This window comes from Halomonas sp. KAO (genome assembly GCF_015595025.1).
Lineage (GTDB): Bacteria > Pseudomonadota > Gammaproteobacteria > Pseudomonadales > Halomonadaceae > Halomonas.
Genome location: NZ_JADNRL010000003.1, coordinates 96,878 through 115,820 on the forward strand (window position 1 = coordinate 96,878; position 18,943 = coordinate 115,820).

General features: G+C 65.5%; 18 protein-coding genes. 8 read left to right on the top strand and 10 right to left on the bottom strand.

What is annotated here, in order from left to right; genetic code table 11:
* Positions 1–40 precede the first annotated feature (40 nt).
* Entirely contained in the window at positions 41–1,039 is a 999-nt protein-coding gene (gene dusA / locus IOC61_RS00960; protein ID WP_195687019.1) for a tRNA dihydrouridine(20/20a) synthase DusA, read from the top strand.
* An 18-nt stretch (positions 1,040–1,057) separates the two neighbouring features.
* On the opposite strand, the gene IOC61_RS00965 is transcribed toward dusA, so the two are convergent.
* A complete protein-coding gene (locus tag IOC61_RS00965; RefSeq protein WP_195687020.1) occupies positions 1,058–2,089 on the bottom strand; it encodes a succinylglutamate desuccinylase/aspartoacylase family protein in 1,032 nt (343 codons plus the stop codon).
* A 148-nt stretch (positions 2,090–2,237) separates the two neighbouring features.
* Here IOC61_RS00965 and IOC61_RS00970 point away from each other — a divergent pair, with 148 nt between their 5' ends.
* The gene (locus IOC61_RS00970; RefSeq protein ID WP_195687021.1) at positions 2,238–2,852 is read left to right on the top strand and encodes a TetR family transcriptional regulator; all 615 of its coding nucleotides are present in this window, start codon (positions 2,238–2,240) and stop codon (positions 2,850–2,852) included.
* Here the strand turns inward: IOC61_RS00970 and IOC61_RS00975 are convergent.
* From IOC61_RS00975 to IOC61_RS00990, 4 genes are all read right to left on the bottom strand, one after another.
* Positions 2,849–3,520 carry a hypothetical protein gene (locus tag IOC61_RS00975; RefSeq protein WP_195687022.1) on the bottom strand — a complete coding sequence of 224 codons (672 nt, stop codon included), beginning with the start codon at positions 3,518–3,520 and terminating at the stop codon, positions 2,849–2,851. The two genes, IOC61_RS00970 and IOC61_RS00975, sit on opposite strands and share 4 nt — an antisense overlap.
* A gap of 209 nt (positions 3,521–3,729) precedes the next feature.
* Complete coding sequence (locus IOC61_RS00980) at positions 3,730–6,909, bottom strand: efflux RND transporter permease subunit (protein ID WP_195687023.1); 3,180 nt, start codon at positions 6,907–6,909, stop codon at positions 3,730–3,732.
* Positions 6,906–8,225, bottom strand: coding sequence for an efflux RND transporter periplasmic adaptor subunit (locus tag IOC61_RS00985; RefSeq protein ID WP_229332839.1), 1,320 nt, complete (start codon positions 8,223–8,225; stop codon positions 6,906–6,908). The genes IOC61_RS00980 and IOC61_RS00985 overlap by 4 nt, the downstream gene beginning before the upstream one ends.
* Before the next feature lie 222 nt (positions 8,226–8,447).
* A complete protein-coding gene (locus tag IOC61_RS00990) occupies positions 8,448–9,953 on the bottom strand; it encodes a TolC family outer membrane protein (protein ID WP_195687024.1) in 1,506 nt (501 codons plus the stop codon).
* A gap of 120 nt (positions 9,954–10,073) precedes the next feature.
* Between IOC61_RS00990 and IOC61_RS00995 the strand changes: the two genes are divergently transcribed.
* Positions 10,074–10,916 carry an alpha/beta fold hydrolase gene (locus IOC61_RS00995; RefSeq protein ID WP_195687025.1) on the top strand — a complete coding sequence of 281 codons (843 nt, stop codon included), beginning with the start codon at positions 10,074–10,076 and terminating at the stop codon, positions 10,914–10,916.
* Between the two features lie 39 nt (positions 10,917–10,955).
* Here IOC61_RS00995 and IOC61_RS01000 read toward each other — a convergent pair whose 3' ends face one another.
* The gene (locus IOC61_RS01000; RefSeq protein ID WP_195687026.1) at positions 10,956–11,801 is read right to left on the bottom strand and encodes a fructosamine kinase family protein; all 846 of its coding nucleotides are present in this window, start codon (positions 11,799–11,801) and stop codon (positions 10,956–10,958) included.
* A 308-nt stretch (positions 11,802–12,109) separates the two neighbouring features.
* Here IOC61_RS01000 and IOC61_RS01005 point away from each other — a divergent pair, with 308 nt between their 5' ends.
* The gene (locus IOC61_RS01005; protein WP_195687027.1) at positions 12,110–12,421 is read left to right on the top strand and encodes a YqfO family protein; all 312 of its coding nucleotides are present in this window, start codon (positions 12,110–12,112) and stop codon (positions 12,419–12,421) included.
* Between the two features lie 16 nt (positions 12,422–12,437).
* On the opposite strand, the gene IOC61_RS01010 is transcribed toward IOC61_RS01005, so the two are convergent.
* On the bottom strand, positions 12,438–12,992 hold the full coding sequence (locus IOC61_RS01010) for an NUDIX hydrolase (RefSeq protein WP_195687028.1): 555 nt from the start codon (positions 12,990–12,992) through the stop codon (positions 12,438–12,440).
* Positions 12,993–13,071: 79 nt separating this feature from the next.
* On the opposite strand from IOC61_RS01010, the gene IOC61_RS01015 reads away from it, so the two are divergent.
* From IOC61_RS01015 to IOC61_RS01030, 4 genes are all read left to right on the top strand, one after another.
* Positions 13,072–13,707 (top strand): CoA pyrophosphatase, encoded by a 636-nt coding sequence (locus IOC61_RS01015; RefSeq protein WP_195687029.1) that lies wholly within the window; start codon positions 13,072–13,074, stop codon positions 13,705–13,707.
* Between the two features lie 19 nt (positions 13,708–13,726).
* On the top strand, positions 13,727–15,343 hold the full coding sequence (locus IOC61_RS01020) for a PAS domain-containing sensor histidine kinase (protein WP_195687030.1): 1,617 nt from the start codon (positions 13,727–13,729) through the stop codon (positions 15,341–15,343).
* Complete coding sequence (locus tag IOC61_RS01025; protein WP_195687031.1) at positions 15,340–15,978, top strand: response regulator transcription factor; 639 nt, start codon at positions 15,340–15,342, stop codon at positions 15,976–15,978. Before IOC61_RS01020 ends, IOC61_RS01025 begins: the two co-directional genes overlap by 4 nt.
* Positions 15,979–16,140: 162 nt before the next feature.
* Positions 16,141–16,590, top strand: a complete 450-nt coding sequence (locus IOC61_RS01030) for a DUF411 domain-containing protein (RefSeq protein WP_195687032.1) — start codon at positions 16,141–16,143, stop codon at positions 16,588–16,590.
* Positions 16,591–16,767: 177 nt separating this feature from the next.
* Here the strand turns inward: IOC61_RS01030 and IOC61_RS01035 are convergent, their stop codons facing one another.
* From IOC61_RS01035 to IOC61_RS01045, 3 genes are all read right to left on the bottom strand, one after another.
* Positions 16,768–17,742, bottom strand: coding sequence for an alpha/beta hydrolase (locus tag IOC61_RS01035; RefSeq protein WP_195687033.1), 975 nt, complete (start codon positions 17,740–17,742; stop codon positions 16,768–16,770).
* Positions 17,743–17,825: 83 nt separating this feature from the next.
* Positions 17,826–18,200 carry a DUF488 domain-containing protein gene (locus tag IOC61_RS01040; protein WP_195687034.1) on the bottom strand — a complete coding sequence of 125 codons (375 nt, stop codon included), beginning with the start codon at positions 18,198–18,200 and terminating at the stop codon, positions 17,826–17,828.
* A gap of 61 nt (positions 18,201–18,261) precedes the next feature.
* Positions 18,262–18,702, bottom strand: a complete 441-nt coding sequence (locus tag IOC61_RS01045; RefSeq protein WP_132041344.1) for a YtoQ family protein — start codon at positions 18,700–18,702, stop codon at positions 18,262–18,264.
* Positions 18,703–18,943: the final 241 nt, after the last annotated feature.

Sequence of the window (18,943 nt, forward strand, 5' to 3'; positions counted from 1 at the left end):
TAGAATACGTCCTCCTCCACGCCTGACCTCCGTGATGCCGATGCCCCAGCTTGACCGCACCTTCTCCGTGGCCCCCATGATGGAATGGACGACCCGCGACTACCGCGCGTTCGCCAGGACCCTCACCCGCCACGCCCTGCTCTATACCGAGATGGTCACGACCGGCGCCATTCTCCATGGCAGCCCCCGCGAGCGCTTCCTGGGGTTCGACGAGGTCGAGCACCCGCTCGCCCTGCAGCTTGGCGGCAGCGACCCTGGCGCGCTCGCCGAGTGCGCGGCCATCGCCGAGGCGTGGGGCTATGACGAGGTCAACCTCAACGTCGGCTGCCCCAGCGACCGGGTCCAGAACAACCTGATCGGCGCCTGCCTGATGGGGCACCCCCAGAAGGTCGCCGCGGCGATCAAGGCCATGCGCGAGGCGGTATCCATTCCGGTCACGGTCAAGTGCCGCATCGGCATCGACGACCAGGACGAGGATGCCGACCTCTCGCGCTTTATCGATACCGTTGCCGACGCCGGCTGTGACACCTTTATCGTGCATGCGCGCAAGGCATGGCTGGAGGGCCTCTCCCCCAAGGAGAATCGTGACGTGCCCCCGCTCAACTACCCCCGGGTGCATCGTCTCAAGGCGAGCCGCCCCGAGCTGCATATCGGCATCAACGGCGGCCTCAAGACGCTCGACGCCTGCCAGGAGCAGCTCGAGTTAGTCGACAGCGTGATGGTGGGTCGCGAGGCCTACCAGAACCCCTGGCTGCTCGCCGGCGTCGACCAGGCGCTCTACGGCGTCCCCGGACCGGCAGCCAGCCGCCATGCCGCGGCCCGCGCCCTGCGCCCCTATATCGCTCGCCGCCTCGCGGAGGGGGCCAGGCTTAACCATCTGACTCGCCACCTGCTGGGACTCTTCCAGGGCCAGCCGGGCGGGCGCAAGTTCCGCCGCCACCTGTCGGAGAATGCCCATCGCGAGGGTGCCGGCCTGGAAGTGTTCGATGATGCCCTGGGCCTGGTCGCCGAGCGCGAGACGCCCGCCGCCGTGGCCTGAGGCCGCTCGGCACACTCTTCAATACAGCGGGTCGGGGGGCGGTTCCAGGCTGGAGTGAAACCCTTCGACCGCGCTCTGGGCCTCCTCGATGGCATCGAAGCGGGCGATATGAAAGAGTGCCTCGCCCTCGTTGGCCAGTGGCAGGCGACTCATGCCGATCACGATACCGTCCGCCATGGCCAGCACCTCCCCTTCCGCGTTGCCGAAGGGATCGGCCACCCGGCCCAGCACTTCGCCCCTGGCCACCCGCGCCCCCAGGCGTACCCTGGGGCGCAGGATTCCATCGATGGGGGCTCTCGCCCAGCTTGAGCCATTGGCCACCTCGGCGGCCGGAGGCTCACGGCGGCGATGCTCCCCGCTCAGCATGCCCAGGCGACGCATCACCCGGAGCACCCCGCGCACCCCGGGGGTGATCGCCCATTCGTCGAAACGCAGCGCCTCGCCGGCCTCATAGGTCAGCACCGGTATCCCGCGATTCTGGGCATAGTGACGCAGGCTCCCCTCGCGCAGCTCGGCATTGAGGATCACCGGCGCCCCGAAGGCATTGGCCATGCGCTCGGTCTCCCCGCCCGCTACCAGCTGGGCGCGAATCTGGGGCAGGTTGGTACGATGGATCGCTCCGGTATGCAGATCGACGATATGTGTCGCCTGATCGACGATCGCCTCGCGAAACAGCGCCGCCATGCGCCCACCCAGGGAGCCCGACTCGCTGCCCGGAAAGCAGCGGTTGAGGTCGCGGCGGTCAGGCAGATAACGGCTGTTCTGCACGAAGCCGAAGACATTGACGATCGGCACGGCGATCAGGGTCCCACGCAGGCCCTGCAGCTGCCTGGAGCGCAGCAGACGACGCACGATCTCCACGCCATTGATCTCGTCACCGTGAATGCCGCCGCATACCAGCAGGGTCGGTCCCGCCTGGCGACCATGGACCACCTCCACGGGAATGGAGAGCGGGGCGTGGGTGTACAGGCGCGCGGCGGGCACGTCGACCTGGGTACGACTGCCCGGCGCGATGGCGACACCGGCAAGGTCGAAGGGGGCTCGAGGCATGGGAACTCCTGCGGCAGAGGTGCCGATCCTGGCGCCCTTTTATACGGCAGTGCGCGGCGAAAGACGAGCATCGTGACATACAGGAATGAATGTAAATCTTGGACGCATCGGATAGAATGAAGGTATCCACTTCTCACGAGACCTGACCATGGCTCGACGCACCAAGGCCGAGGCCGCCGCGACTCGCGAGGCCCTGCTCGACGCTGCCGAAGAGGTCTTCCTCGAAAAGGGTGTCGCACGCACCTCCCTGGAGCAGATTGCCCGCCACGCCGGCATGACCCGGGGTGCCGTCTACTGGCACTTCAAGAACAAGGCGGACCTCTTCCAGGCCATGCTGTGCCGGGTACGCATGCCCTTCCAGGAGCTGATCGCGGAGATTGCCGATCCGAGCCTGGTGGAGCGTCCCCTGGAGGCCATTCGCCTGGCCATCCAGAACGGCTTCGAACGCCTCGAACAACCCCGCTATCGGCGCGTACATGCCATCCTGGTCCATCACTGCGAGGTGTTCGGCGATATCGACCCGCTGGCCATGCAGAATGAGATGACCGACGAGGCCCGCGAGGCCCTGACCGACTACTTCACCTGCGCGGCACGCCTGAAGCAGTTGCGTGAAGACCTCTCCCCCGATATCGCCGCCGAACTGATGCTGGCGCTGCTCGGTGGACTCTTCCATGACTGGTTGCGCAACCACGAGCGCTTCTCGATCGCGATCAAGGGCAGCGAGCTGGTGGCTCTCCAGCTCGAGCTGATGCGCCGGCCCTAGGCCGCCGTGGCCGAGCGTCGCCCACCCAGCCGCAGCCGCCTGAGGTGAGCGCGGGCCTCGCGAAACTCTCCATCCTCGACACTGCGATAGGTGCCCTCCTCAACCAGGTACTTCACCAGTACCCGCCGTTCGCCGGCCCGGGGCATGCTGCCTGCCTTGCCCTGCAGGCGCACTTCGCACTGGGGATCGTCGAGCAGGATCGCACTGGCCACCCCCTCGGCATCCGGCGCCGAGCGCACCTCGACAAGCTCACCCAGCAGGCAGCGCCGATGGCTATGCGAGTAGCGGTGAAACCAGCGCCTCATCGAGTGGCAGAGTGCCGCGGCGAGCGGTGAGGCGACCGCGAAGGCCCCCCACAGCACCACGATCCCCAGCGGGACCCGGAACAGCCCCAGCGCCAACCAGCGCAGCGCCACGAGCTCCACCGTCAGGGTGATGGCCGCCGCCAGCCCCAGCAGCACCGAGAGTGAGACGCTGGCCGGCACGCCCACAAAGCCAAGGGCGACCAGCGAGCTGGCCAGATAATCACCCTTCAGGCTGTCATGCTCGAACAGCTCCAGCGGTGCCAGACGCAGCGCCACCAGCACCCAGTAGAGCAGCAGGAGCGGTATCAGCACACTGAACACCACTACCGGAAAGCTCAGCGCAACTCCCATGACGAACTCCATGGTCACCTCCCCGACACTACTTAGCCAACGAATGGGACCCTGGTAATCACTATAGCCTCTCCTCCCGGACGAAGGCCAAGGAGCGGCAGCACGGTCAGGTAGCCCACAGGTAGCACAGTGAGCCTCATCGGAGTGAGCTGCTTCCCGGAAAGACAAGGGGCGCCTCATAAGAGGCGCCCCTTGTAACAGCCGGCCGAGTCAGGCGATGACTAGCCCTGCTCGGACCCTGCGGCCTGACGCGGCGCCTCCTTGCCGCGCAGCTTGCGTCCCAGCCAGTCGGAGACCGAGGCGATCATGGCGTAGAAGCTGGGAATGAAGAAGCTCCCCAGCACCGCGACCGACGCCATGCCCACCGCCACCGTGGTGCCGATATGGTGGCTGCTGACATCACTCGCCCCGCTGGCCAGGGCCAGCGGCAGGGTGCCGAAGATAAAGGCCAGCGAGGTCATCACGATCGGCCGGAAGCGCAGCTCCGCCGCGCTGATGGCCGCCTCGCGGATCGTCTTGCCCAACTCCTTGCGCTGCAGCTCGGCGAACTCGACGATCAGGATGGCGTTCTTGGCCGCAAGGCCAACCACCACCAGCATGCCGATCTCCACATAGACACTGGTATCCAGCCCGCGCAGCGCAATGCCGCCGATCCCTCCCAGGAAGGCGAAGGGGGTGGCGGTCAACACCGCCAGCGGCAGCGACCAACTCTCGTATTGGGCGGCCAGGATCAGGAATACCATCAGCAGGCCGAAGATGATTGCCAGGCTGGCGGCACTGCCCATCTGGCTCTCCTGGTAGGCGGTACCGGTCCAGCCCATGCCCCAGTTGCTGCCCAGGGTCTCGTCGACAATCTCCTCCATGGCGGTGATCGCCTGGGTTGAGCTGTAGCCCGGCGCCGGGCCACCCTGGAACTGTGCCCCCAGATAGACGCCGAATCGCGATACCGCGGTGGGCTTGGCCTGGCGCTCCAGGGTCACGAACTCCGAGAGTGGAATGCGCTCGCCACTGCCGCCGCGCACGAAAACGTTGTTGAGGTCGTCCGGTGTCTTGCGGAACTCATCCTCATTCTGCAGGTAGACCTGGAAGTTGCGGTTCTGATAGCTGAAGAAGTTGACGAAGCCATTACCGAAGGTGTTCGACAAGGTTGCGTTGAGCTCGCTCAGCGGCACGCCGTAGCTCAACGCCTTCTGCTGGTCGATCTCGGCACGATACCCCGGCACATTGACGTTGAAGGTGGAAAAGACACGCTGCAGCGCCGGATGCTCGCTTGCCGCCTGCATCACCTTGCGCGACGCCTGGAAGAGCTCCTGGGATGTAGCTCCTTCAAAGGATTGCAGATAGCCGGTGAAGCCGCCGGTAGTAGAGAGCCCCATGATCGGCGGCACGTTGAAGGCCATCGCCGAGCCCCCCGGAACCTGGGCGCCCAGCTGCATGATACGCCCCACCAGCTCATCCGCGGTCAGCGTCCGCTCGTCCCAGGGCAGCATGTTGATGAACATCACCCCGCGGGCGGAGTTCACCGAGCTGGCCAAGATATCGTAGCCGGCCACGGCGGAGCTGTACTCTACTCCCTCGATCTCCTCGATGCGGCTGCTCAGCTCGGCCATATAGGATTGGGTGCGTGCCAGAGAGGCGGAGTCCGGCAACTGCACACTGGCCAGCACCACCCCCTGATCGGTCTCAGGCACCAGGGTCGAGGGGGTGACCTGGTAGAGCCACCAGGAGCCACCGATCACGACCGCGGTTAGAAGCAGCGCCAGTCCCCAGAAACGCACCAGCACCTTGACCACCCACATATAGACCGAGGTGATACCGGCGAACAGGCTATCGAACAGGCGCAGCGGCGTGTTCACAGCGCGCATCAGCTTGGACTCGCCTAGCTGCGCCTTGTGCTTGATGAACACCGCCGACAGGGCCGGGGTGAAGGTCAGCGCCATCAGCGCCGAGAAGGCCACCGAGATCGCCACGGTCAGGGCAAACTGCTGATAGATCTGGCCGGTGAAGCCGCCCAGAAAGGCCACCGGCACGAATACCGCGGCCATGATCAAGGAGGTGGCAATGACCGGGCCACCCACCTCCTTCATGGCACGCACGGTGGCCTGGGTGACCGTGATCTCCTCATCCTCGCCCAGCACCCGCTCGACGTTTTCCACCACCAGGATGGCATCGTCCACCACGATGCCGATGGCGAGCACCAGCGCGAACAGGGTCAGCAGGTTGATCGAGAAGCCGAACATGTAGAAGCCGGCAAAGGTCGCCAGTACCGACACCGGCACCACCGACATGGCAATCACCGTGAAGCGCCAGTTCTGCAGGAAGATGAACAGGATTACCCCGACGATCAAGAAGGCCTCGATAAACACCTTGGTCACGGTATCGACGGAGGCGCCGATAAACAGCGTGGTGTCGTACGGCACCACATGCTCCAGTCCCGGTGGGAAGCGTCCAGCCAGCTCGGTCATGGTGTCGTTCACTGCCTGGGCGGTCTCGAGGGCATTGGCGCCGGGCTGCTGGTTGATGATGATCGGCGTCATGGTGCCGCCGTTGAGTCGGGCATCAACCCCGTAGAAGGAGGCCCCCAGCTCGATGCGTGCCACGTCGCTGAGACGCAGCGACGAACCATCCGGATTAGTGCGCAGAAAAATCTCGCGGAAGTCATTGACGTCGTTGAGCCGTCCTCCCGCGGTGATGGTGTATGTGAAGGCCCGCGGTTCGCTCTGCGGTGTGCCGGCCAGGCTGCCCGCCGGCACCTCGGTGTTCTGGGCACGAATCGCCGCGGCCACCTCGGTGGGGGTCAGATCGTACTGGGCCAGCTTGTCCGGATCCATCCAGATGCGCATGGCAAACTCGCCTCCCCCCAGCACCGAGGCATCCCCCACGCCGGGCACCTGGCGCAGCTCGTCGAGGATGTTGAGGGTGGCGTAGTTCTGCATGAACACCTTGTCGTAGTCACCCTGCGGCGAGGTCAGCGCAACCAGCATCAAAATCGAGCTGGAGCGCAACTCAACGGTCACACCCTGGGCCTGCACCGCCTCGGGTAGCTGCGAGAGCGCCCCCTGCACCCGATTGTTGACGTTGATGGTGTTGATATCGCCTTCGGTGCCGATATTGAAGGCCACGTTGAGGCTCATGGAGCCGTTGTCACCGCTGGTCGAGGTCATGTAGAGCATGTCCTCGACACCGTTGATGGCCTCGGCCAGGGGAGCCGCCACCGTCTGCGCTACCGTTTCGGCATCGGCGCCGGGGAACTGGGCACGTACCGAGACGGTGGGCGGCACCACGCTGGGATACTGCTCCACAGGCAGCACGCGCATACTGACCACCCCGACCAGAGTCAGGATGATCGCCAACACCGTGGCGAAGATCGGCCGCTTGATAAAGAAGTTGGAGAAGTTCATCGGGCGTCGTCCTCACCGGCCTCGGCCGGCCCCGACTCGCTCTCGGCAGCCGCCTCCTCGGTCGCCTGGCCCTTCTGGCCGGGCTGGGCAGCCGAACCACCCGCTGCCGCCGCACCCTGCTGCTGGTCACCCGCCTGCATGGAGCGCTCGACCAGCGCCTGAGCATCGCCGTCGAAGGGCAACGGCTTGATGGTCACGCCCGGCTCGATGCCGGCGAGGTCACCGACCACCACCCGTTCACCGGCCTCAACGCCGCCGCGCAGCACCTGCCAGGGGCCGGCCACCTCACCCAGATCCACTGGGCGCGCGCGAGCCACATCATCCTCGTCGAGCACGAATACCTGGGGCCCCATCAGCCCCTGACCGATCGCGATCTCCGGCACCGCCAACACATCGAAGCGCTTGAGGCCCTCGAGTTCGACACGCACGAACTGTCCGGGAAGCACGCGATGCTCGGGATTGTCGAAGGTGGCACTAGCCTGCACCGTGCTGGTAGCCTCCTCCACGCGGGAACCAAGAAAGTCCAGGCGCCCTTCCAGGCGATCTCCCTCAGCATCCTTGAGGCCAGGAAACTCGAGCACTGCCTGAATTTCCTCTATGGCACCGACATTGTTGAGCTGGCGGCGCAGCTCGAAGGCATCCCGCTGGGGCAGCTGAAAACGCACCTCGAGCGGATCCAGCGGCGTGATGGTGGCAAGCTCGGAGCCATTGCTCACCACATTGCCGACGTTGATCCGGCTGAGGCTGATCATGCCCGATACCGGCGCGGTGACTTCGGCATAGTCGAGATCGATCCGTGCGGTGGCCAGTGCCGCCTCGGCCTGGACCACCGACGCGCGTGCCACGCTCAGCTCCGAGCGTGCCTGGTCGACCTGCTGGCGGCTCACCGAGTTCTGGCTCAACAGCCGTTCGAAACGATTGGCATCGCGCTGAGCACGCTCCAGCTGGGCGCGGGCACTCTGCAGGTCGGCCTCACGCTGCCTGACCGCCGCCTGATACACATCCGGTTCGATGGAGTAGAGCACCTGTCCCTTCTCGACCATCTCACCCGGCTCGAAGTGACGCTTCTCGAGGGTGCCGGTGACGCGGGCCACCAGCGTCACCTCATCATCGCTGCGCAGCAGCGAGGGATAGGAACGTTCCAGATCGAGATCCTGTCGGGCCAGCTCGGCCACCTCCACCGGGTGTGGGGGTCGTTCCTGGGCGCCGCCCTGCTGGGCCTGCTGAGACGACTCATCTTGACCACAGGCGGCCAGCATCATGCCGGCGGCCAGGACAAGAAGGCCCGCCCGGCCGATTCGGTATGCAGTTTTCATGCGCGTGGGGGTTCCTTGGGAAAATAGCGGATGAACGAATTTTACATTCACCGGTGTATGGATGTAAAACTTAGCTGCCTAAGCAAGACACGAGGCCCCGCCCTGGATAACCGGCTATCGCTGACCTGCCATTGATGAGCTGCTCGCGATGGCCAGTCATGCATCAATAGCCAGTGCCCAGGTGGCAATGGCTATCGAGCGACCGCCCAGGGCCCAGGAGACTCACTGGGGCGTAGGGCGCTCACCGATATTCATAACCGGATCCTTGCCCGCAGCATCCGGCAGCTGAAGATCGACGCTGGCGCCGTCCAGCCAGGCGTTGACCTCAGCCAGGGCCTCCTCATCGAGGGTGCCCGCTCGCTGACGCAGGGTCAGCAGATTGATCACATAGTCGTAACGCGCGCTGGCCAGCTCGGCAATGGCGTTGTAGAGGTTCTGCTCGGCATTGAGCACATCGACGATATTGCGGGTACCGACCTCGTAGCCGGCGCGAGTCGCATCCAGGGCGCTCTGGTTGGAGACCACCGCCTGGGCGCGGGCCTCTACCGTGGCGACATCGTTGGTCACCCGGGTATAGCTGGAACGCACATCCTGGATGGTGCTGCGACGCTGGTCCTCGAAGTCATACTGGGAGGCCTCCAGCAGGTAGGTGTTCTGGCGTACCGAGGCGCTGGTGCGCCCCCCGGTATAGAGGGGCATGCTGACACCCACCCCGACCTGACTGCTGGAGTCATGGCCATCGATGCCATCGGCATCGCTATCGGCGTAGTTGTAGTTGGCGAAGGCATTGACCTGGGGCAGATGCCCGGCGCGAGCGATCTCCACCGCGCTGCGCGACACCTCGATGCCGGCCTGGCTGGCCAGTACCCGGGGGTTGTTCTGCATGGCCAGCTCCACCCAGGCGCTGCGCTCCAGCGGCATGGGCGGGGCGATGGTCAGCTCCTCGCCCAGGGCATCGATACTCTCGTAGCGCTGGCCGGTGAGCCGTTCGAGTACCTCGAAGCGCACCTGCAGATCGCTCTCGGCACCGATGCGAATCGCCCTGGCCTGGTCGAAGGCCGCCTTGGCCTCCTCCACCTCGGTTATGGCGATCAGCCCCACCTCGAACTGCTCGCGGGCCTGCTCCAGCTGACGGTTGATGGCCCGCTCCTGGGCACGGCGCGCCTCGAGCACCTCATGGGCCCGCAGGATCTCGAAATAGGCGGTCGACACGTTGATCAATACGCCCTGCTCGGTGGCCGCCAACTGGTAGAGCTGTTGCTCAATTTGACGTTCGGAACGTTCTACCTCACGACGATCGATGGCATTGAACAGCGCCTGGGTAGCCTCGAGGGTGAGGCCGACGCGATTGACGTTGTCATCTTGCGATTGAGAACCGCCAGCCAATGCCGCAGCAGCCTGCTGCTGTTCAGGTGTTAGACCACTGAAATCCGGCCCCGCCCCGGAGCTGGACTGCCTCTCATACTCCCGATTGTGGGTAATGTTACCGCTGACTTGCACTTGGGGCAGGAAGTCCGCCCGATCCACGTCACGCCCGGCCTCGGTGCTACGGGTCAGGGCACGAGCCGAGGCCAGCTCGGCGTTGTTCAGCAGGGCGTCGTTGGCGATGGTCAGCAGGTCCGCCGCCTGGGCGGATGTCGACATGATGGTGGCCACCATCATCGGCAACAGGGCACGGCGCAGAACGCGCGACGGGCGGGAACAACGCGACGGGCAGGAAGACGTCATCGGCTCATCCTCGATCGATGGGATATTTACATACATTGTCGCATGTTCAGGCCTCGATTCCACCTTATCATCGAGGAACAATATGGCATATTGTGGTCACTCCAGCGGCGGAGACGAAGCATGCAACACCTTGATTGGGTCAGCGTAGACGATCTCGACGTGGCAGTGCGGGTATGGCATCCCGATGCCCCTCGTACCCTGATCGCCTGGCATGGCCTGGCTCGCCATGGAGGTGACTTCGCCGAGCTGGCCCACCGCCTGGGGCCCGAGTGGCGAGTGCTGGCGCCGGACACCCCGGGGCGCGGCCTGTCGGCCTGGTCGTCTCGTCCCGAGCGTGACTACACCTACGCCGCCTACGCCGGCATCGCCCGGGGCATCCTCGACCATTTCGACCTGGAGCGGGTGCCCTGGCTGGGCACCTCCATGGGCGGCCTGCTGGGCCTGCGCCTGGCCGCCGAGCCCGACACCATCGGGCGCATCGAGCGCCTGATACTCAACGATATCGGCCCCGAGCTGGCGCCCGATGGACTAGCCGAGCTGGGCGACTACTTCTCTCGCCCCCATGAATTCGCGAGCTTCCGCGACCTCGAGGCTGAGCTGCGCCACCACTATGCAGGATTCGGCATCGAGGATGACGACAGCTGGCGGCGACTGGCACTGGAGAGCGCACGGCGCCTGCCCGACGGGCGCTGGAGCTTTCATTACGACCCGCAGATCACCGCACAGTTTGTCCATGACACGCCGCGAGACCTGTGGGCCGACTGGAGTGCCCTCACCTGCCCGCTGATGGTAGTCCGCGGCGCTCGCTCGCCCCTGCTCGCCGCGACCACGCTCGAGCGCATGGCCGAAACACAGCCCCAGCTCATCACCCTGGAAGCGGCCGACTGCGGCCACGCCCCCTATCTCGACCGCGCCGGCCAGGTCGAGCCGATTCGCCACTTCCTCGCCATGGAGGCGACCTAGCACGACTCGAAGGTCGCGCTCCTTCACCTCCACGCTGGCCTAGCGCGTCTCGACCTCCAGCCTCGAGACCGCTCGCTCCACGGCGCCGCGGTAGCCGCCGCCGAACAGCAGCAGATGGTTGAGCAGCGGATAGAGCTGAAACAGCGTCTCGCGACGCGGCCAGTCCGCCGGGGGGGCGCCATCCCAGTAGGCCTCGAAGAAGGCCTCCCCCGGAGAGCCGAACAGGGTCAGCATCGCCAGGTCCACCTCCGGGTAGTGGCGATAGACCGCGGGGTCGATCAGTGCGGGGCCCCTCGGCGTGAAGAGCACATTGCCCGACCACAGATCGCCGTGTATCAGGCTTGCGGGGGCATCCGGCAGCCAGCAGGCCTCCAGACCATGGGCCAGCGCCTCGAGGCGGCCGCGCAGCCTGGCATCCAGTAGACCACGGGCCTGGCACGCCTCGGCCAGCGGCAACAGACGCCTCTCGCGCTGGAAGGCACGCCCATCGGCGAGCGGTGCATTGGGCTGGGGCGTGCGCCCACAGGCGTTGTCGCGATGCCAGCCGTGAGCCTCGCCCACCGCCCCGTGCAGTCTGCGTAGCCCTTCTCCCAGTGCGGCGGGAGCACGACGGTGAGGAGCCACCTCCAGCGCCTCCATCACCAGCCACCCATCGCCCTGGGCCAGCACGTCGGGCACCACCAGACCCGAGCCGGCGGCGGCCAGGGCGGCCAGCCCCTCTGCCTCACCGGCCAGACGCTCGGCGGTGTCCTGCTTGACCACCACCTCGCCTCGGTCGGTGGCCAGGCGATAGACCGCGGCGATATCACCGCCCGACAACGGCGCAGGCTCACCTTCTGGCGTCAATCCGGCCGTGGCCAGGCACGCCCGCAACCTCTCATCCATGCCACCCCTCATCGATGCCACTCCTCACGTTATCGGTGAGGTCCCAGGCTTGCCCTGCAAAGGCATGCCGTCAAGTGCACCAAAAAAACCGCCCGGGGCGGGCGGGAAATGCCTCGTCGGTGGGGCGAAGACAGTGGGGGGGACCCTCGTTCTTAGCGTATCGACCAGGTCGGCTATCTGCACCGCGGCGACCGGATATCGGAGCAAGAGAACGGCACGATGAGCAAGAGAGCCCTGCTATGGCTGACGCAGGCCCCCGAATATGGCACAACGACAGGCTGGATCACCCCGATAGAGGAGTCACACTCATGTACAAGCTGGCGTTCTTTGTACCGGTGGCGAAGGCCGAGGCCGTCAAGGAGGCAGTATTCGCCACCGGCGCCGGGCGCATCGGTGACTACGAGGCGTGCTGCTTCCAGACCCCGGGTACCGGGCAGTTCCGCCCCCTGGACGGTGCCACCCCGCATATCGGCAGGGTGGGCGATCTGGAGCGGGTGGAGGAGCTGAAGGTGGAGCTGGTCTGTGAGGATGCGCTGATTCGCGAGGCGGTGGCGGCGCTACGCCGGGCCCACCCCTATGAGGAGCCGGCCTTCGATGTCTGGCGTCTCGAGGATCTTTGAAGCCGGGGGTGTGCGTCTAGCCGGCGCCGGATTGGCGCTCGCGGTCGGGCACGATGTCGCTCATATGCAGTGGAAACTCGCCCTGCTTGCGGTCGGCATAGAAGTGCCACAACGTGCGCTCGATGGTAGGAAAGGCGAGCTCCTCCCAGGGAATTTCATGCTCCTCGAAGAGCCCCACCTCGAGGCTTTCCGGCCCGGGGGCGAAGCTGCCCTCGAGATCGGCCCGAAAGATCATGAACACCTGGTTGATATGCGGCAGGTTGATCAGGGTATAGAGCCCATGCAGGTGAGTCTCGGCGCAGGCCTCCTCGCGGGTCTCCCGGGCGGCGGCCTCTGCCGTGGTTTCGCCGTTCTCCATGAAACCCGCCGGCAGCGTCCAGTACCCCTTGCGCGGGGCGATGGCACGGCGGCAGAGCAGCACGCGAGTACCGCTTACCGTAAGCGTCCCCGCCACGATACGCGGGTTCTGATAGTGGATGGTCTCGCACTCGTCGCACAGAAAGCGCGGACGATCATCCCCCTGCGGAATCGCGAGGTGCACGGTATGGCCACAGTGGCTACAGAAGTTCATGAGACTCCCAGGCAAGCGAACTGGCTTGACGTTGCGGAAGGCGGCCGGGTAGAAGATACCAAACCCCAATGGAAACCCCATGTTAGAGAAACTTCGCGAACGCCTGCAAGCGCACCGGCCTAGCCGACAGTCGCTGCGCCTGCCCGAGGCGGCGGTGCTGATGCCCATCGTCGACCGCCCCGACCCGACGCTGCTGTTCACCCGGCGAGCCATCCACCTCAATACCCACAGCGGCCAGGTCGCCTTTCCCGGCGGCAAGCGTGAAGCCCGGGATGCCGACCTGCTGACCACCGCGCTGCGGGAGTCCGAAGAGGAGATCGCCCTGCCACCGCAGCATGTGGAGCTGCTCGGCCAGCTGTCGGACGTGATCTCGCTGCATGGCTTGAGCGTCACCCCCTATGTGGGAGTGATTCCTCCCGATCTGCCGCTGCTGCCCGACCCCGCCGAACTCGACCTGATCTTCGAGGTGCCGCTGGCGCTTTTTCTCGAGGACCGTCGCCATCATACCGACGTCATCCCGGTAGACGGCCGGCCCTGGTACGTACCCAACTACCATGTCGATGGCCAGGTCATCTGGGGGCTCTCGGCGATGATGCTGGTGGAGCTTCTCGCCGAGGGGTTCGGCCGTCCGGTCGACCTGCACCGGGAGCCGCCGGGACCGCTCTGCTACTTTCCGGAGCGGCTGCTGCGTATCCAGCAGCATGCCACCGGCTGACCCGGGGGGCCGAGGCCATATGCCCGACAGCACACCCAACAGTGCACCCAACACCAGTGCCGCCCTCTCGCCCGAGGAGCAGGCCCGCTTGATCGAGGAGCATGCGGCGCTTGCCGCCCGCTGCGACCGACTCGAGGAGAGGCACCGGGCCCTCGAAGCGGAGCGTGACCACTACCGCTGGCTGGCCGAGAGCAGCACCGACCTGATCTCGCGCCATGCCCGGGACGGCACCTTTCTCTACGCCTCGGAGGCGGCACGCGAGCTGCTCGGCTATGCCCCCGAGGAGCTGATCGGCGTCTCCGCCTATGACCTGTTTCATCCCACCGACCTGGCCGCCCTGCTCAACAAGTCACCGCGGATCTACTACCGCGACGGCTTCTACCAGCAGACCTATCGCTTCCGCGCCAAGGATGGCCACTATGTCTGGTTCGAAACCACCAGCCGGACCCGCCGCGACCCGGCCAGCGGCGAGTTGCTCGATATTCTCTGTGTCTCCCGGGATGTCGGGCGCCGCATCCGTGCCGAGGCCAACCGCGAGCGGCTGGCCCGGGTGGTGGAGTCCACCACCGAGTTCGTGCTGTTCATGGATGACGATGAGCGCCTCTTCTACGCCAACCAGGCGGCACGCCACCTCCTTCAGCTGCCCCGCACGGGCGGCGCCGCACGACTGGCCGATGCCTATGTCGAGGAGTCGCTGCGCGACCTGCGCGATATCGTGCTGCCCGCCGTGGCCCGCTACGGCTCATGGAGCGGCGAGCTGGCGATGCGTGGGCCACAGGGCGCGGTGCCGGTGCTCAGCGTGGTGATGGCGCAATCCGGGCCCGGCACGGAACCGGGCCATGTATCGTTGCTCAACCGTGATATCCGCCTGCGCCAGGCGGCCGAGGAGCAGGCCCGTCAGCATCAGGCCCAGATCGCCCACGCCAACCGGCTGGCCACCACCGGCGAGCTGGCATCGAATATCGCCCATGAGCTCAATCAGCCGCTGGGCACCATCGGCAACTACGCCAGTGGCGCCCTGCTCAAGCTCGATGCCGGCCAGCCGGCCGAGGCACTGCGCCTGCCCCTCGAACAGATCCAGCGACAAGTAGAGCGCCTGGGGGAACGGCTGCGCCATATTCGCGGCTTCGTGCGCAAGGGCCAGATCCGGCCGCGGCCCACGGTCCTGGCCGAGGTGGTGGACGCCGCCTGCCGGCTCTGCGAATGGCAGTACCAGCAGGCCGGGGTCGACCTCGAGGCGGCCCTCAAGGCGCCACTGCCGAGGGTGATCGCCGACCCGGTGGGACTGGAGCAGGTGCTGGTCAACCTGCTGCTCAACGCCCTGGAGGCGAGCCGCGACCATCCCGGCGCCCAACGGGTCGAGATCAAGGCCCGACGCAGCGGGCGCCGCGAGGTGGCCCTGACGGTGGCCGATCAGGGCCCCGGCATCCCCGCTGACCAGGCCGAATCCATCTTCGCCCCCTTCCACTCCAACCGTGACGAGGGGCTGGGCATGGGCCTGGCCATCAGCCGCACGCTGATGGAAGCCATGAGCGGCAACCTGCGCCTGCTGCCACACACCGGTTCCGGCGGCGCCACCTTTGCCGCTACACTGCTTGCCGAACCTGACCATACCGCTGCCATGAAGCGTCCATGACCGATACCTCTTCACCCTGCATCGCCATCGTCGATGACGACCAGGCCCTGCGTGACTCCCTGGCCTGGCTGCTGGACTCCGTCGGCATCGAAAGCCGCCTCTTCGCCGACGGCGAGGCCTTTCTCGCCGGCGACCCGGAAGGCTTCGACACGGTACTGCTGGACGTGCGCATGCCCGGCCTCTCCGGCCTCCAGGTACAGCAGCGCCTGAGTGAGCTGGAGAAGGCCCCGCCAGTCATCTTCATGACCGGCCACGGCGATGTGCCCATGGCCGTTTCCGCGCTCAAGGCCGGGGCGCGCGACTTCCTCGAGAAGCCATTCAATCACCAGCAGCTGATCGATATCGTCCAGCAGTCACTTCATGCGCACCAGCAGGCGCGTCAGGCCCAGCTCCGCCTCGAGGCGCTACGCGAGCGTTACGCGGCGCTGCGCCCCAAGGAACGCCAGATCCTGGTGCACGTGGCCCGGGGTCTGACCAGCCGCGAGGTCGCCGATCACCTCGGGATCAGCCCCAAGACCGTGGAGATCTACCGGCTGCGCGCCATGAAGGCGCTGGGAGCCACCAACCTGGCCGAGCTGGTACGCCTGTGCGTGGCGCTGGGGCTGGTGGATGCCCTGCCCGAAGAAGCCCCCTGACCTTGGCCCAGCACGGCTGTTGACGGCTGTGCTTGACCTGGGTGCTACACATAAGATGTATATTTCAAGGTTAACCTTCCCTCCCTCGGCCGGATCGCCTTAGCCGGAGGCTGGCCGAGAGACAACCCTGCGTAACCACGCCATCTGGACCAGGAAAATGTCATGCTGAATCGCATCCCTTCAAGCGCCACCCTGCTCATGTCTGCCTCCCTGCTGCTGGGCGCCGGTAGCGCCCACGCCGCCCTGCCCGCCGAGGCGACCCTCTACAAGACCCCCCAGTGCCTCTGCTGCGACAAGTACGCCCGTCATCTCGAGGAGCGCGGCGTCGATGTCACCATCGTCGACGACGTGTCGCTCGGCCAGGTCAAGAAGAGCGTCGGCCTGCCCTACGGCCTCGGCGCCTGCCACACCATCGAGATGGGCGGTTACGCCATCGAGGGTCATGTGCCTTTCGCGGCCCTCGAGAAGCTCTTCGAGGAGCGCCCCGACACCGCCGGCATCGGCCTTGCCGGCATGCCCATCGGCACGCCTGGCATGCCAGGACCCAAGCAGGAAGCGTGGAACGTCTACCAGTTCCGCGATGGCGAGGCCCAGCCGTTCATGACCCTCTGAGGAAAGCCCGCCAGTCAAGATACCACCACCCCTGACGTTCGTGCCCTGCCGCTGGAGGCTTGCACTGGCCTGAAATCTCGGCACCAGCCCCAGCGGTATCGGCTGTCATGAACAGGTCGCCGACAGCCTGGCTCACCTCCTGGAACGGGGGGCATGATCACTACGGGCCATAGCGCCTCAGTCGCGCAGGATGGTCATGCGACGCAGCTCGTCCTCGGGGAAGACCCGACCGCTCTCCAGGGCGACGAACAGGTGCTGAAACACCACGCCGGGCTTGCCGGGCACGATGCCCGATCGAAAGTAGGAGTGCCCCTTGGGGAAGTCGTAGAGGGTATTGACGTCGTCGCAGTCGACCGCGAAGACATTGCGCGGCAGCCGGATCATGTCTTCCGGGCCGGTGTGGCCGAGCCGACGGGAGGCGATGCGATTCCTCAGATTGGAGGCCTTGCTGGCACGCAACGCCAGGTCGTCGGAGGCAAAGTAGACCGTCACATTGCGTGAGCTATGCACGATCAGCTCACCACTGCGCCCCTCCTCCAGCGACTCGTTGACGATATCGGCGGCAACCAGGAAGGTATTGCGAAACAGCAGCGGCACCCCGCCCGGCAGCGAATACTTGTGCCAGATCCTCAGGGTCTCGCGCAGCACGCGATTGCCCATGGAGTGGGCCAGCACGTTGATGCGCTTCAGGCAGGGGGTAGGGTCCTGCTTGAACTGCTCCCCCTCCCGCCAGTCCAGGAAGCGCTGCAGCACGCGGGCGAAGGAGAAGCCGCTCAGGTCGGCCGACTCCTGATCATCCCAGTAGTCCTTCACTATCCCCAGGTCATTGTCACAGGGCCACACCAGAGGCACCACCAGCACCTCGCCTGGCTTGGTCTCATCACACAGCGACTGAAACTCCTGGACCGCAACAAAGACATCTTCGGGCAGATTGGAGAAGCCGTGGATATAGATCAGCACCTGATTGACATCGGCCTCCTTGAGCCGCTGCAGGAAGGCCGAACTGCCGATCTCCTGATACTCCTCCTCCCCCTGCCGCTCGCAGTAGAACACCGAGTTGCTGGCAGCGTTATTGTTGAGGTCGAAGGTGAAGTTGCGGTTGAGCCGAGTGCGAATGCTCTGGGTAGGAAAGCGGTTGGTAATAAACAGCATGGCGGCCACCTCGCAGGACGGCGGCAATAACACCGCCTTCCCTTGAAGTTAGCAGCTGCGCGGGGATTGGCCGCCCTGCTCCGTTAACGCTTCTCGGCGCGCAGGCGCGGCTCGAGCATGGCCAGGTACTCGGCAAGCACCACGGCGTTGTTGTGACGTTCATCCTTGGCGGCGAATACCAGGGTCACCCTTTTCCCCAGGGCGCGCTCGGCCAGGGGCCTGAGCCGTTCGCGATGCTCCTTGAGCTCGCCCAGATAGCGGCGGCGGAACTCGCCCCATTCGTAGTCACCGGCATGGAAGGCCTTGCGCAGGGTGTCGCTGGGAGCGACCTCCTTGGGCCACTCGTCGATTCTCGCCTCCTCCTTGGAGACGCCGCGGGGCCATAGACGGTCAACCAGCACGCGATAGCCGTCGTTGTGGCTCGCGGTGTCGAAGGCACGCTTCAGCTCCAGGCTCATGGGGGTCACCTCTGTCGAGAATGGTGCCCCCAGTGTAGCCAATCGACACCGCAGGCTGGGGTCAGGCCTTGAGCACGTAGCGCAGCACCTCGACCACCTGATCGGTGGTGGTGCACCAGGCCTGGGCGTCGGCATCGACCTCCTTGAGCGGGTGCACGATCTCCTCGCCGTGGAGGGTCACGTAGGGCTTGCCCAGGGCGGCGCAGTAGCCGGCGTCGAAGGCGGCGTTCCACTGCTTGTACTTGTCGCCGAAGCGCACCACCACCAGGTCGCTCTGCTCGATCAGGGTACGCGTGCGGATGGCATTGACCTTGGAGGACTGGTGATCCCGCCAGAACTGGCTCGGGGTCTCGCCCAGATGGTCACCGGCGGCATCGCTGGCATCATGGTCGGTCACCGGTGCGGTGAACACCACATCGAGGCCTGCCGCCTCGGCGCCGCGCTGGATCTCGTCGCGCCAATCGGTGTGGATCTCGCCGGAAAGATAGACGTGAAAGCTCATGGCAGGCTCCTTGCGCAAGTGGACAGATGACCTGCCATGATAACCCAGAAGGCCATTTACTGGAAATGCATTCCATTTCACGCAACCAGCCCCTGTAATGAGCCCTTGCACGCGGAACCTGTCAACCTGATTCGGACAGATCGTTAAAAATTAGTGTCGATTTCGTCGCGGTGGCACCTGCCGCCGATAGCGTCGGGAAGTTCACCACGCTGTAGGGGGCCGGGTCGTCGTCATCGGGCTG